Raw genomic sequence first — 15,533 nt, 5'->3', positions numbered from 1 at the left:
ATGAGCTGAAAACCCCACAGGAACGCAGTGACGAGGAGTTTGAAGCCATGCCCGAACGCTACGTGATGTAGTGGGGCAAGATTTGCAAGAGGACGTTGCGTTCTTTTCTTGCCTACCTCTATTCGTTTTTCGAAGCGGAAATTAATCTGAACGAACAAATCCCGCATGATTTTGAAAAATCATACGGGATTTGCTATGTTGAAAATACTTTTGTCTCAGCCCCTTTTTTATTTACTATACTTCATTTGCTTCTATGAATGGCAAACCTTTTTCTTGCAAGACTTGTTTATAAAAAGGATCTTTTCCTATCGTGATAATGTAATCAGCTACTGCTTCTACTTCGTCTAAATGATGTGTCGTCATGACAATTGTACAAGTCGACTTTAATTGTCGAATGAGTGCTTGAATTTCATAACGTGATTTTAAATCAATTCCTACAGTTGGTTCATCTAAAATGAGAAACTTCGGTTGGTGTAATAAGCCGATTAAAAGATTAGCTTTACGCTTCGTACCGCCCGAGAGTTTTGAAATAGGCTGATGTAAATCAACGAGATGTAATTGCTCACAATAACGCTTAATTTGTTCGTCAGAGATGGCGCCTTTTTTTTGCTTTTTAAAAAATTGAATGTTTTGCTGTACTGTCAGATGGTCCCAAAGCGCAATTTCTTGTGGTACAAAACCGATGATTTCATGTATTTGTTTCGAAGTGATCGGACTATTTTGATATAAAATACGCCCTGTATTCAAGTGTTCAAGTCCCGCAAGAATATGCAGTAATGTTGACTTCCCTGCACCATTTTCTCCGAGCAGAACGGTTACTTTTTGCTCCTCAAACATTAAGTTAAGGTCGTGAAATAATGTCTTTTTACCAAATGCTTTTGTAGCTTGTTCAATTGCAATCATATAATCCCTCCCATCAACTGTGTTCCGATATAAATGACACTATACACAATCGTCCAGAGCGTCGTCATCCAAAGCATATGACTGTTCGTTCTAACAAAAAAGAAAAGCCATGCGAGTACGATTTGGCTCGGTATTAACCAGAGTAGATTTACGATGAGTGGCGATTGTACTTGTAGAATCCATACACTCACACTTCCGAGTATGTACACAAAGAGGAGTGAATATACGCTATATCTACTAATTAATTTCAACCAAGCGAAACGATATAATTTCAGTCGATTGAATACATTAAATTGTCGCATACTTCGTAAAAAGATCACTTGTAAACTCAACAAGAAAATGAGCCCGCACATAAAGAATGTATTGAATAAGCTTCCTGTTGTCGTTCGTGTAGTAGATGTCGCTTTTTGCAGTTGATTCTTTGGTTCGTTCTTTTCATAGGCTTGTTCAATTTTCTCAATCGGTTCTTTGTTCTTCAGTTCATCTTTAATCATATATGGAATTTGCTGTTTATAGAGTGCCTGACTGATTAATTCTGTTGCAATGGACGCGACTAAACCATCTGCTTGCACAAGGCGAACTGTTCCTTTCGTACTTTGCGAAGCTAAATTTGTCGAAAAGCCTTTTGGAATGATGAGTGCCACGCTCGCTTCATTCAAACGAATTTTTTCAGTTGCTTCTTCCGCGTTTGATAAGGATTGAACAGCGATGTAATCCGATTGTTGAATTGACTTGACCCACTCTTTTGACTGTTTAGACTTGTCTTCGTCTTGTATGAGTATCGGAATTTTAAATACTTGCTGTTGGCTTTTTTCAAATAAGACAATAAGGCAAACGACTGCGATACAAGTTAATCCATATAAAATCCATTGTTTTTTCATCGGTATTTCCTCCAAACTAACACAACACACCATATGAGAACAATACTGCTAATCTGTATATAAAAAACAAATGTAAAGTCGGTAATGTAATTTTCATGTAGTAAATCTAATATGCGCTGAAATACTTGGGCAAATAGATTTTCTTTCATATGCCACTGTTGTGTATAAAGTGTTGGAATAACTGCACCTGAGAACACGAGTAGGTAGAGTAAGATAAGCCATTTTCCAATCGAAAAGCGAACCCATTCACATAGCGTAAATAAGAAGAAAATTGATAAAATATAACTAAGTAATGTCGTTATTAAATACAAGCTATTATAGGCTTCGAATGCCGTAAATGGAACAATGCAGATTGTCATAATGATTGAAAAAAGAACTGTCACGGTTGTCGCAAATAATCCTCTTGATAAAATCAAACGTTCTTGAACGAATGGGTAGAGGCGTAGACGCTGTTGTAACGCTTGCGATGTATTCATATGCAGTAATGTCGAAACCGTCCAATAGATAATCAGAATTGATAGAAAGTACGCACTTACGAGTACATATGTCGATAATTGATACGTCTTCACTTCTTCCACTTCAAATGCACCTTGACGGTCTAATCCCGTCACGAGTAAGCGAATCATCATCGAAACGAATTCTTCATCTGTCGCTTTTTTCTGGAATTCTGCGAAAGTTAGAATCCCACTCTCTGCTAACATCAAGCGACTATATACGGAATCTGCCAATTGCTGAATCACAATACTTTGAACAGATGTTTCGTCATATGTATAGACGTGAATTGGTAGTTCTCCATTCTTATAAAAAGCTTTCGTCATTCCTTCTTTTAAAACAATATAACCGTCAATCTTATGATTTTCTAAAGCTTGTTTTGCTTCTTCATTCGTAAAGGGTTTGAGCTTAAATTGATTTGAGAACTCCTCCCCCTTACCGACTGCTTGTAAAATCATATTCGTTTCGGTAGTTTGATCTTGGTCAACAATACCAAGTTGTAGGATTGTCTCCTTTTGTTGATGGGTGTTGAACCATAAAAGTGCAGCTAAAATGAGTCCAATAAGCGCTAAAACATAGAGAAGCACATACCACTTTTTCAATAAAAAAGAGTGGTAAATGCCCATTAAGTTCATGATTGACATTTACACACTCCTCCTATTTTATAGTCCGCCTAAACCCATAAATAACGAAGCAAATACGTTTGTTACTTCTTCACGTAATTTGATTACTTCATCTTCCGTCATGTCGTTCACATTTTTCGCGTTTGGAACGTCTAGTTTAAGTGGTTCTTTTAATTTTGTTTTTGTATCTACAAATAGTTTAATATTTTCACCTTGTACATCAAAAGCAACTGTTCCTTTTGAGTCTTGGCTATTATTCTTCACATCTGTTGTCATCTCTTGATCGTACGTAATTTTGAATGGATCTTCATCTGGAGCTGTAAAGTTCAGAGCCATCGCATTCGTACGCTTCTTACCATCAACTTTTTCATCATTTGTCAGTTGAATTTCAAACATCGGTGTATCTTGGTCTGATAATTTAATTGTGTAGTCATCTTTAAAGTCTTTTGAACCTGTTGATGAACCTTCAATTGTGAATGCCCCTGTTTGTTCTTTGTCTGTTCCAACAACTTTTAATTGTACCTCTTTATCTACTTTTGTATCAGCGACGATGTGTAATTTTTCTTCATCAATACCAATTACGATATCACGTTTTAAAATTGTTTTACCATCGACATAAATTGTTGACTTAATCGTTGGGAAATCTGCTGCTTTTGTTTCTTTTAAACTTTTTAAAGCTGTCTGTAATTCTTTTTTCACATCAATTGTTGCATCTGATTGCTTTAATAGCTTTTGTAAATCTTTATCATTCGATGCTTCTTCCACAACTGCAATTGTTAAATTCTTCACATCTGTATTTTTCATGTCTAATGTAATTGTATCAAGCTTTTGCTTTTTACCGAATACGTCGACCTCTTCGCTACCTTTTTTGAATAAGTCATCATTTAATTGGTCGATTGTGAATTTCATGTAACGATTTACTAAATCATTCAGTTGGTCTTGTGAAATCGGTGTACTCATGATGCTGTTTAGGTTTAATGTATCATTCGTTAACCCATCTTCAGTACTCATTTTTTCCCCTGTTAATTTTTCAAGTCCTTCAATAAATTGATCATTATTGAATTGTAGCGGGTTCTTCAGAATTGGACCTTGTAAATATTGATATTTAGCGTCTGCACTCCAAATGAATGCATCCATCTTGCTATCTCCAATTGTCGGATTAATTGCCAATTGAGATGCACTATTTTTCGGATCATGTGCTGCACTTAATTCAATTTTTGATGATTTAATTAAATCTGCCGGAATACCAAGACCACTTGTAAGTGTTTCAGGTAATTCAGCACCTAATGTAATACTCGATTTGTAAGACTCATTTGGCATTTTATTTGATAACGCCATTTCATCTTTGTATCGTTCAGAAAGATAATTGCTTACATCTTCATAACTTTTCTTTTCACTTAATAAATATTTATTCTTTGGCGTATTTGTAAAATAGTAATATACGCCAAAACCACCAGCTGCAACTAGTACGACTAACGCAACGACGATGGCGATTGCTTTTTTTGTCAAAACTTCCACCTCACATTTTTAATATACTCATCATACCTAATATCCCTTTTTTTAGAAATAGATTTTATCATAAATACAGAATTTTATTACTTAAACGAGCATTTATATACTTAAAATACCTTCTAATGCACAATCTTATTTTCTCTATACCCTTATTTCGAATTCAAATTTTTTAATTTTAATATTTTTTTGACTGAGATATTTCTCCCGCTAAAATAGTGTTCGGAACAAAATATTCATGTTTCTTTTTAGAGTTCGCAACGAAAAAACAGAACCGCGCCACAGCACGATTCCGTTTTTTTCTGATACCTATAGAAAATGATGTTTATACACCGACGTTCCAGCAACTATTTCTTCATTATTATTTCATTGTTGCGCCAATAAAGTCGCGGAATAAAGGTTGTGGACGTTGTGGACGTGAGATAAATTCTGGGTGGAATTGTGCTGCCACAAAGAATTTCTTCTCAGGTAATTCTAAAATTTCTACTAGTCGACCATCTGGTGATAAACCTGAGAATACAAGACCTGCTGCTTCCATCGCCTCACGATACGCATTGTTAAATTCATAGCGGTGACGATGACGTTCATATACTAACGACTCTCCGTAGATTGCTTCTGCTCGTGAACCTTCTTTTAATTTACATGGATATAAACCAAGACGTAATGTACCGCCTAAATCTTCTACATCTTCTTGGTCTGGTAATAAGTCAATAATTGGATGTGCTGTATCTGCATCTAATTCAGCAGAATGCGCATCATCTAATCCTAAAACATTACGTGCAAATTCAACAGCTGCCATTTGCATACCCAAACAAATACCTAAGAATGGTACATCGTTCTCACGTGCATATTTAATCGCTTCAATCTTACCTTCTACGCCGCGATCTCCAAAACCACCCGGTACAAGAATACCATCAACTTTTGATAATAAAGATGCTACATTTTCAGCATTCACATCTTCTGCATTAATCCACTGAATGTTAATGTCAGCATCATGTGCATAACCAGCATGTTTTAATGCCTCTGCTACTGAGATATAAGCGTCTTGTAATTCGACATACTTACCGACTAATGCCACTGTTGTTGTTTTAGATAGATTTTTCACACGATTAACTAAAGCTGTCCACTCCATCATATCTGCTGCTGGCGCTTCCATACCAAAATGGTCTAATACAATGCCATCTAAATTTTGTTCTAATAGTGCTAGTGGAATATCATATAAGCTTTCTGCATCTACACACTCTACTACTTCATGTGCATGTACATCACAGAATAGCGCAATTTTTTCTTTCATACTTTGTGGAACAGAACGATCTGAACGTACAACTAAAATATTTGGTTGAATACCTAATGAACGTAACTCTTTTACAGAGTGCTGTGTTGGTTTTGTTTTTAATTCTCCTGAAGCTGCGATATACGGTACTAATGTACAATGTAAATACAATACATTTTCACTACCTAAATCACGTTTTAACTGACGAATCGCTTCTAGGAACGGTAATGATTCGATATCACCTACTGTGCCGCCAATCTCTGTAATGACAATATCTGCATTCGTTTCGCGCCCTGCACGTTGAATGCGGTCTTTAATTTCATTTGTGATATGTGGAATAACTTGCACTGTTCCACCTTCATAATCACCGCGACGCTCTTTTTTCAACACAGTTGCATAGACACGACCTGACGTAACAGTCGAATGTTTACCAAGGTTAATATCAATAAAACGTTCATAGTGACCTAAGTCTAAATCTGTTTCTGCACCATCATCCGTTACGAATACCTCACCATGTTGATACGGACTCATTGTGCCTGGGTCGATGTTGATGTAAGGATCAAATTTTTGTGTAGTTACTTCTAAACCTCGATTTTTTAATAAACGACCGAGTGATGCTGCTGTGATCCCTTTACCCAAAGATGATACGACGCCACCTGTTACGAAAATATATTTAGTCAAATTGACTACCTCCTTAGTAATGTGATTCCAATCATTTTGTAAAATGAAAAAACGCCCCCATCCTGCAATTTTGCAGGGGGAGCGTCGTATTTACACGGTCAATCTCCTTTTTAAGGGAGCCCAAATAAAAGAGTATTACTTTTGCAGTTGTAAGTCAAGAATTTTGTCGTTATGACGTAAAAGTGCTATTTTAGGAAGGGCTTTCATTCCTTTTGTACCGTATTTCGCTGACAGAAAAAATTTTTAAAGATGATAATTATTTTTTTCGGAAAGTTGCTTTTTTTATCAATTCATATAGAAAAAAAGTACGAATTCCTTATAAGAAATTCGCACTTTTTTAAAACGAGATTATTTAAAACCTTCTTCTTCCTCGTCTTCTTCTAAATCATCTTCATCTTCATCTTCATCTAAATCAATTTCGATGTCGATTTCTAATTCTTCTTCGTCTTCATCTAAATCTTTATCTTCATCAATGACATCTAGAACTGCTAAATCGTCATCATCTTCGTCGTCATCGTCATCATCATATGCGTCGAATTCTTCAACTAAGTCTAAGTCGATTTCGATTTCTTCATCATCTAATAATAAATCGTCATTTAATAATGCCGCTTTTACTTTTTTCTTATGTGTTTTAACAGTTGGTGCAATCTCTTCTTCTACTTGATCAATTGCATACCATTCTCTTAAGCCCCAACGATTTTCAGCTAATACCATGAAGCGTCCATCGATGTTCATGTCTGTGTAGAATTGGTTTAAATACGCATCCATTTGTTCTGGTGTACGTGCATTTAATTTTTCAAGTTCTGCAATGATTTCTGTGAAAGCAAGTGGTTGCTTTTGTTCAGTTAATAAGCCATAAGCTAGGTTGACTAGCGATTCTTCTAATAATTCTTCTTCAGTTAATTCACGAAGGTTCAATTCGTGCACGTCCTTTCCTAAATACATAAAGTATGATGTTACTATTATAAACGCAGTGTACTACATTGTACCACAATCATTTAGTTGTTTTGTTGACTTTTATGCGCGTGTAAACAATATAGAATAAATAAAATGAGAGCAATAAGATTGGAATTGCGCCCAGTTGCTTATTATACATGAAATAAGTCGCAATCAATAGTCCTATTAAAATGATACCTGGAACGAATTTCTTCATCAATTTAACGCTCCTTAAAAAAAAACTCTTTACCTGTCATTATACAAAAAAATAATGATTTTGTCCTTATACAAAAGAAAGCACCTCTTTTGTATCGAAATACGCAAGAGGTGTTGTGTCATTCTACTACATATTACGACGGTATTGTCCGCCCACTTCATATAATGCATTTGTAATCTGTCCTAGACTCGCATAACGAACTGTTTCCATTAACTGTTCGAAAATATTGCCATTTGTTTTCGCAACATGCTTTAATTTTTTAAGTTGTTCTTCTGCTTCATTACGATGTTTTTCTTGGAAAGTGCGTAGATTTTTTAATTGTAACTCTTTTTCTTCTTTCGTTGCACGTGCTACTTCCATTGAATCAATCGATTCGTCTGACTCTTCATTTGGGTTCAAGTACGTATTCACACCGATAATCGGTAATTCACCTGAATGTTTTAGATGTTCATATAACATGGATTCTTCTTGAATTTTACCACGTTGATACTGTGTTTCCATCGCACCAAGTACACCGCCACGGTCGTTAATACGATCGAATTCTTCTAATACAGCTTGTTCGACTAAATCCGTTAATTCTTCAATGATGAATGAACCTTGTAATGGATTTTCATTCTTCGCTAAGCCATACTCTTTTGTAATAATCATCTGAATCGCCATCGCACGACGTACAGAACCTTCTGTTGGTGTTGTAATCGCTTCGTCATATGCATTTGTATGCAGCGAGTTACAGTTATCTTGTAGCGCCATTAATGCTTGTAGTGTTGTACGAATATCGTTAAAGTTAATCTCTTGCGCATGTAAGCTTCGTCCAGACGTTTGAACATGATATTTTAACTTTTGACTACGCTCATTTGCACCGTACTTATTACGCATTGCTGTCGCCCAAATACGACGTGCAACACGACCAATCACCGTATATTCTGGGTCTAAACCATTCGAAAAGAAGAACGATAGGTTCGGTGCAAAATCATCAATATGCATACCTCGACTTAAATAGTACTCAACATATGTGAAACCATTTGCCAGCGTGAATGCTAATTGTGAAATTGGATTTGCGCCCGCTTCTGCAATATGATAGCCAGAAATCGATACAGAATAGTAGTTGCGAACTTTATGGTCGATGAAGTACTGCTGAATGTCACCCATCATACGTAGCGCAAATTCCGTAGAAAAGATACATGTATTTTGCCCTTGATCTTCTTTTAGAATATCTGCTTGAACCGTCCCACGCACAACATTCAACGTATGTTCTTTCGTCTCCATAAATTCTTCGACGGTCAGTGTTCTGCCTAACTCTTCTTCACGTTTTTGCACTTGTTGGTCGATTGCTGCATTCATAAACATCGCTAAAATAATCGGTGCTGGTCCGTTAATCGTCATCGACACCGATGTAGATGGTGCGCATAAATCGAATCCATCATAGAGTTTTTTCATATCATCTAATGTACAAATACTCACGCCAGATTCCCCAACCTTACCATAAATATCAGGACGTTCTGCTGGATCTTCACCGTATAATGTTACGGAGTCAAAAGCTGTTGATAAACGTTTGGCATCATCATCTTTTGATACATAGTGGAAACGACGATTCGTACGTTCTGGTGTTCCTTCTCCAGCAAATTGACGCTTTGGATCTTCACCTTCACGTTTGAACGGGAATACGCCTGCTGTGAATGGGAACTGTCCTGGAACATTTTCACGATAGACAAAGTTTAAAATCTCACCGTAGTCTTTATACTTTGGTAAGGCTACTTTCGGAATTTTTGTACCTGATAAACTTTCTGTGCGTAGAATTGTGCGAATCTCTTTATCACGTACTTTTGTTACATATTCATCCCCTGAATAATCCGTTTTTAACTGCTCCCAGTTTCGTAAAATCGTACGTGATTCAGCTGTTAGTTGTTCTTCTGTTTGGAAAGCTAATTGCTCTAAAACTTGGATTGTCGCCTCATCTCCACCATTTGCTTTCACTGCTTCAATTGAGCCATGTAATGTGAATAGTCGACGTGCGATATCTACTTGTTCTGCTGCTGTTTTATGGTAGTTACGCACCGTATCTGAAATCTCTCGTAAATAATAACGACGGTCATTTGGAATAATGACATTTTGTTTTTGTGTCTTAACGAATTCTTCATAGCTTGTTTGCCAATCTAAATCCATCTTCTCATTAAATGTACGAATAAGTGCCGCAAATAATGCGTTTGTACCTTTATCGTTAAATTGACTCGCAATTGTACCGTAAACAGGCATGTGATCAATTGGCTCATCAAAACGCATATGACTACGCTGATACTGCTTTTGCACTTGACGTAGTGCATCTTCTGAACCTTTACGTTCAAATTTATTAATAACGATTAAGTCGGCATAGTCAATCATATCAATCTTTTCAAGTTGTGTTGGCGCACCAAACTCACTTGTCATGACGTACATTGCGACATCTGAAATCGTCGTAATTTCATTATCACCCTGTCCAATACCAGATGTTTCAATGATGATTAAATCGAACCCAGCGACTTTCACAACATCAAGTACATCACGAATAGCATGCGATAGTTCTGTACGTGAATCACGTGTCGCAAGCGAACGCATATAGATGCGCTGGTCGAAAATCGCATTCATACGAATACGATCACCAAGTAGCGCACCGCCCGTTTTTTGCTTCGTTGGGTCAATTGACAAAATCGCAATTTTTTTATCTGGGAATTCAGAAAGGAAACGACGAATTAATTCATCTGTTAATGAACTTTTCCCTGCACCACCTGTTCCTGTAATCCCTAAAACAGGTGTATGTTTTGAAGCCTTTCTCGCCTGCTCTAAAAAGGCTTCATTTGCGCCATTTTCTGCATACGTGATTAACTTCGCAAGTGTCGGTACATTCTCAGTTGTAACTTCTGGTATTAAATCGATGACATCATCTTCTGGTAATGGCTTGTCAGAATCATTAATCATCTTTGCCACCATGCCATCTAGTCCAAGACGGCGGCCATCTTCTGGCGAGAATAATCCTGCAACACCATATGCATGTAAATCTTTTAATTCGGCTGGGAGAATAACACCTCCACCGCCGCCCCAAATTTTAATATGTGGTGCGCCCTTCTCATTGAGTAAATCGTACATGTATTTAAAGTACTCGACATGTCCACCTTGATAAGAAGATACTGCTACACCATGTGCATCTTCTTGAATCGCTGCATTGACGACTTCTTCTACAGAACGGTTATGCCCAAGATGAATAACCTCTGCACCCTGTGCTTGTAAAATACGACGCATAATATTAACGGACACATCATGTCCATCAAATAAACTTGATGCCGTTACAAAACGAACTGGACTTTTACTTTTCACTTTTCCCATTCTATGACCTCCCCTTATATAAAAGAAGGGCAGTAGAGATTGATGCTTGTTCAATTTCTACCACCCACTATAAATGCCCCAACATCATACAGTTTGCTTCATTATTTTTGTAGCATACGTGAAATAACCATACGCTGAATTTCTTGTGTACCTTCATAAATTTGTGTGATTTTCGCATCGCGCATGAAGCGTTCTACTGGATAGTCTTTCGTATAACCATAACCACCAAATACTTGTACAGCATCTGTTGTTACTTTCATCGCCGTATCACCAGCCATGAGTTTCGCCATTGCAGATGCTTTACCATATGGTAGACCTTCTCCTTCTAACCACGCTGCTTGATATGTTAAAAGACGTGATGCTTCTGTTGCTGTCGCCATATCTGCTAGTGTAAAACCGACACCTTGATTTTCAATGATTGGCTTACCGAATTGAACACGTTCACTTGCATATGCAACTGCCGCATCTAGTGCGCCTTGTGCAATACCAACTGCCTGTGCTGCAATTCCGTTACGACCACCATCTAATGTCTTCATCGCGATTTTAAAACCATCACCAACTTCACCTAAGATATTCTCTTTTGGAACGCGGCAATTTTCAAAAATAATCTCCGTTGTTGGTGAAGAACGAATCCCCATCTTATCTTCTTTCTTCCCAACAGAGAATCCTTCAAAGTCAGATTCTACGATGAATGCTGTCGTACTACGACGGTCATTCGGGTCCGTTAATGCAAATACAACATAAATATCAGCTAAACCACCATTTGTAATGAAAATTTTCGAGCCATTAATGATGTAATGGTCACCGTCTTCTTTCGCAACAGTTTTCATACCCCCTGCATCCGAACCAGAAGCAGGTTCTGTTAAACCATAAGCACCAATCTTCTTACCTTCTGCCATCGGGCGTAAGTATTTTTGCTTTTGTTCTTCTGTACCGAATTTATAAAGCGGCCAACCTGCTAAAGACGTATGAGCGGAAATTGTGACACCCACTGAAGCATCTACACGCGATAATTCTTCTACAACGATACAGTACGCTAAATAATCCATTCCTGCGCCGCCGTATTCTTCTGGCCACGGAACACCTGTTAAACCAAGTTCAGCCATTTGTTCGAAATGCGTACGATCAAATCGTGCTTCTTCATCACGCTCTGCTGCTGAAGGTGCGATTACTTCCTCTGCAAAATCACGAACCATTTTCTTTAACATCTCATGTTCTTCTGATAATTTAAATTGCATATTCATTTCCTCCCGATTTTAAAGTTCTTTTGAAATAACTAAACGTTGAATTTCACTCGTACCTTCATAAATCTCTGTTACTTTGGCGTCGCGGAAATAGCGTTCCACAGGATATTCTTTTGAATAACCATAGCCTCCGTAAACTTGGATAGCTTCAGTTGCTACTTCAACTGCAATTTTCGAAGCAAATAATTTCGCCATTGAAGCTTCTTTTTTACAGTCTTCACCACGTTCGTATAATGCTGCTGCACTATAAACTAGTTGTTTCGCAGCTTCTACAGATGTCGCCATATCAGCTAATTTGAATGCAATTCCTTGATGTTTAATAATCGGCTGATTAAATTGTTGTCGCTCTTTCGCATAACCAATCGCCGCTTCAAGTGCTGCTTCTGCAATCCCTAAAGCCTGTGCTGCAATCCCAATTCGTCCAACATTTAAGTTTGCCATCGCGATTGTAAAGCCTTCGCCTAGTTGACCTAGTATATTTTCTTCTGGAACAAATAAGTTTTCGAATGTCAGTTGTACCGTACTTGAACCATGCAGCCCCATCTTCTCCTCATTTTTACCAATTACAAGTCCTTCCATCGTGCGCTCCACAATAAAGGCTGTAATTCCTTTTGTCTTTTGAGTTGAATCTGTTACTGCAAATACGATATAGACATCTGCATAACCACCATTTGTAATGAATACTTTTGAACCGTTTAGTTCGTAGCCACCCTCTACTTTTTTTGCAGAAGTTTTAATAGAAGCCGCATCTGAACCTGCTGCTGGCTCTGTTAAACAAAACGAACCTAAATATTCACCACTCGCTAATTTTGGAACGTACTTTTCAATTTGTGTGTCTGTACCAAATTTTAAAATTGGATTCGTTGCAACCGATGTATGCACTGATAAAATAACGCCTACTGTTCCACTTACTTTAGATAATTCATGAATTGCCAAAATATAAGAGATAAAGTCCATATCCGAACCACCGTATTTTTCAGGTGTCGTCATCCCCATTAGTCCTAATTTGCCCATCTTCGTTAAAACGGCTGTTGGAAATTCATCTTTTTCCATATTCGGTACGAATGCCGCAACCTCCGTTTGTGCAAAATTGCGGACCATTTTTTGTAGCATTGCTTGTTCTTCTGTTAATTGGATCGCCATAATGGAACTCTCCCTCCATAATTTTTCAAGTCGTGCTGTTCATGGCTTGAATCTGGTTCCCCAAACATCTCTAGATGATGATGGTTTCTTATTCGTACACATAGAAGCCGCGACCGCTCTTCTTACCATACCAACCTGCTGCTACATATTTACGCAGTAGCGGACATGGACGGTATTTACTATCTCCAAACCCTTCATACAATGTTTCCATAATATAAAGACATGTATCTAAACCGATGAAATCAGCAAGTGTTAATGGCCCCATTGGGTGATTCATCCCCATCTTCATCACATCATCAATGGCCTCTACACTAGCAACTCCTTCATACAGTGTGTAAATCGCTTCGTTAATCATCGGCATTAAGATACGATTGGCAACGAAACCAGGATAGTCATTTACTTCTACAGGTGTCTTTTTTAGTGCATGCGTTAATGTTTCAATCGCTTCATACACTTCATCTTTTGTAGCAAGCCCACGAATGATTTCAACTAACTTCATCACTGGAACTGGGTTCATAAAGTGCATGCCAATCACTTGCTCTGGTCGCTTAGTTACAGCTGCAAGCTCTGTAATTGGTAATGACGACGTATTTGTTGCGAGAATCGCATGTTCTGGTGCTAACGCATCTAAGTCTTTGAAAATTAATTGCTTAATCGCCATATTTTCTGTTGCAGCTTCAATGGCTAAATCAATTTCCTTTGCGCGTTCCATTGTTGTTTCAAGTGAAAAACGAGCTAAGATTGCATCTTTTTCTTCAATAGTAATGCGCTCTTTTAATACGTTCTTTTCTAAGTTTTTTGCAATGCGTGCAATACCTGCTTGTAACGATTGTTCTGATGTATCACAAAGAAGAACTTCATACCCTGCTGTTGCACAAACTTCAGCAATCCCTGCACCCATTTGCCCTGCACCAATGACCATAATTTTGTTGATTTCCATCTCTCGCTTCCCCCTTATACTTCAATCATAATCGCGTCGCCTTGACCGCCACCTGAACAAATTGCCGCAATTCCAATGCCACCGCCACGACGTTTTAGCTCATGTGCTAATGTAAGAACAATTCGAGCACCTGATGCACCGATTGGATGTCCAAGAGCTACTGCTCCACCATTTACATTAATTTTTTCTTCATCTAAACCTGCAATTTGCTTACTCGCTAAAGCTACAACTGCAAAAGCTTCATTGATTTCGAATAAATCAATTTCATCTACGGATTCCCCTGTTTTTTCGAGTAATTTTTCAATAACTAACCCTGGTGTTTGCGGGAAATCTGCTGGTTCTACGCCAACTTCAGCGTGACCAATAATTTTCGCAAGTGGTGTTAAACCACGCTTGTTTGCTTCTTCTTCATTCATCACAACGACTGCACATGCACCGTCATTAATACCTGGTGCATTCCCTGCTGTCACCGTTCCGTCTTTACCGAATGCTGGCTTTAAGTTCGCTAATACTTCTACTGTAGTTCCTTTACGCGGCGCTTCGTCCACACGAATGACAAGGTCTTCACCTTTTCGTTGCGGTACAACGACGTCGACAATTTCTTGTTCAAATACACCATTTTCAATTGAAGCCACTGCACGTTCTTGACTGCGTGCCGCAAAGCGATCTTGTTCTTCTCTTGAGATGTTTAATTCTTTCGCTGTCTTATTTCCGTAAGTACCCATGTGAACATGTGCTGGGTCAAATGCGCAAGATAGACCGTCATAAACCATACCATCCACTAATGTTGCATTATTCATACGTAAGCCAAAGCGTGCATTCGGTACATAGTACGGTGCATTCGACATAGATTCCATACCACCTGCTACGATGATGTTCTCATCACCTAAACGAATGAGCTGGTCTGCCAATGTAATACTGCGTAAACCAGAGGCACATACTTTGTTAATTGTTTCTGTTTTTACTGACCAAGGAATACCTGCTTTTGCTGCTGCTTGTCTTGAAGGGATTTGCCCCTGTCCAGCCTGCAAAACATTCCCCATGATGACTTGATCGATTTCTTCGGGAGCTAAGTGAATTTCCTCTAAAGCGCCTTTAATCGCAATACCGCCTAAATCACTTGCGGATAATGAACTTAAAGAGCCTCCAAACTTGCCAAAAGCTGTTCGAGCACCGCTAACAATAACTGATTGATTCATGTTCATAACCTCTCTCTTTGTAAGTATGCGCTTTCAAGTTCTTGTCAAAAGAAAGAGAGTGGGAATTTCCGCACTCTCTTGTAAAACCTACGAATAAAATAGGTTTATTTTTCCTTATTATATAATAAATGTATT

At 38.0% G+C, this 15,533-nt stretch carries 12 protein-coding genes; all 12 read right to left on the bottom strand.

Features of this window, described 5'->3' with window-relative positions:
* Positions 1-234 precede the first annotated feature (234 nt).
* Positions 235-903, bottom strand: a complete 669-nt coding sequence (locus tag QN089_RS01715; RefSeq protein ID WP_068455953.1) for an ABC transporter ATP-binding protein — start codon at positions 901-903, stop codon at positions 235-237.
* The gene (locus QN089_RS01710) at positions 900-1,784 is read right to left on the bottom strand and encodes an ABC transporter permease (protein WP_068455956.1); all 885 of its coding nucleotides are present in this window, start codon (positions 1,782-1,784) and stop codon (positions 900-902) included. Before QN089_RS01710 ends, QN089_RS01715 begins: the two co-directional genes overlap by 4 nt.
* Entirely contained in the window at positions 1,781-2,920 is a 1,140-nt protein-coding gene (locus QN089_RS01705) for an ABC transporter permease (protein WP_068455959.1), read from the bottom strand. Before QN089_RS01705 ends, QN089_RS01710 begins: the two co-directional genes overlap by 4 nt.
* 18 nt (positions 2,921-2,938) lie before the next feature.
* Complete coding sequence (locus tag QN089_RS01700) at positions 2,939-4,408, bottom strand: DUF6583 family protein (protein ID WP_285215812.1); 1,470 nt, start codon at positions 4,406-4,408, stop codon at positions 2,939-2,941.
* A 361-nt stretch (positions 4,409-4,769) separates the two neighbouring features.
* On the bottom strand, positions 4,770-6,362 hold the full coding sequence (locus QN089_RS01695) for a CTP synthase (protein WP_068455965.1): 1,593 nt from the start codon (positions 6,360-6,362) through the stop codon (positions 4,770-4,772).
* A gap of 348 nt (positions 6,363-6,710) precedes the next feature.
* Entirely contained in the window at positions 6,711-7,289 is a 579-nt protein-coding gene (gene rpoE / locus QN089_RS01690) for a DNA-directed RNA polymerase subunit delta (RefSeq protein WP_240626078.1), read from the bottom strand.
* A gap of 67 nt (positions 7,290-7,356) precedes the next feature.
* Positions 7,357-7,515, bottom strand: coding sequence for a hypothetical protein (locus QN089_RS01685; protein ID WP_165442706.1), 159 nt, complete (start codon positions 7,513-7,515; stop codon positions 7,357-7,359).
* Positions 7,516-7,641: 126 nt separating this feature from the next.
* Complete coding sequence (gene icmF, locus QN089_RS01680) at positions 7,642-10,872, bottom strand: fused isobutyryl-CoA mutase/GTPase IcmF (protein WP_285215811.1); 3,231 nt, start codon at positions 10,870-10,872, stop codon at positions 7,642-7,644.
* Positions 10,873-10,973: 101 nt separating this feature from the next.
* Positions 10,974-12,110, bottom strand: a complete 1,137-nt coding sequence (locus tag QN089_RS01675) for an acyl-CoA dehydrogenase (RefSeq protein WP_068455975.1) — start codon at positions 12,108-12,110, stop codon at positions 10,974-10,976.
* Between the two features lie 18 nt (positions 12,111-12,128).
* Positions 12,129-13,259, bottom strand: coding sequence for an acyl-CoA dehydrogenase family protein (locus QN089_RS01670; protein ID WP_285215810.1), 1,131 nt, complete (start codon positions 13,257-13,259; stop codon positions 12,129-12,131).
* A gap of 88 nt (positions 13,260-13,347) precedes the next feature.
* Positions 13,348-14,199, bottom strand: a complete 852-nt coding sequence (locus QN089_RS01665) for a 3-hydroxybutyryl-CoA dehydrogenase (protein WP_285215809.1) — start codon at positions 14,197-14,199, stop codon at positions 13,348-13,350.
* A 14-nt stretch (positions 14,200-14,213) separates the two neighbouring features.
* Positions 14,214-15,398, bottom strand: a complete 1,185-nt coding sequence (locus QN089_RS01660; protein WP_285215808.1) for an acetyl-CoA C-acetyltransferase — start codon at positions 15,396-15,398, stop codon at positions 14,214-14,216.
* Positions 15,399-15,533 lie beyond the last annotated feature (135 nt).

The sequence above is a fragment of the Kurthia sp. YJT4 genome (assembly GCF_030219945.1).
In the GTDB taxonomy this organism is placed as follows: domain Bacteria; phylum Bacillota; class Bacilli; order Bacillales_A; family Planococcaceae; genus Kurthia; species Kurthia gibsonii.
This window is presented reverse-complemented; position numbering and strand designations above follow the sequence as displayed.